This is a genomic window from Streptococcus pseudopneumoniae, assembly GCF_001072925.1.
Lineage (GTDB): Bacteria > Bacillota > Bacilli > Lactobacillales > Streptococcaceae > Streptococcus > Streptococcus pseudopneumoniae_Q.
The window spans coordinates 1-205 of sequence record NZ_JVHE01000029.1; the positions used below are offsets into that span (position 1 = coordinate 1).

1 pseudogene is annotated in these 205 nt (G+C 49.8%); it reads left to right on the top strand.

Features of this window, described 5'->3' with window-relative positions:
- Nucleotides 1-205 (top strand): annotated as a pseudogene (locus ADH81_RS11255) (peptidase); the annotation flags it as partial.

Below are 205 nucleotides of genomic sequence, written 5' to 3' on the forward strand. Positions count from 1 at the left end.
TGATGTCGATGCACTTGTTGATGCTGACTCAGATGCTGATGTGCTTGCACTTGTTGAGGCTGATTCAGACGCTGATGTGCTTGCACTTGTTGACGCTGATTCAGACGCTGATGTACTTGCACTTGTTGAGGCTGATTCAGAGGCTGAGGTCGATGCACTTGTGCTTGCTGACTCAGATGCTGAGGTTGATGCGCTTGTGCTTGCT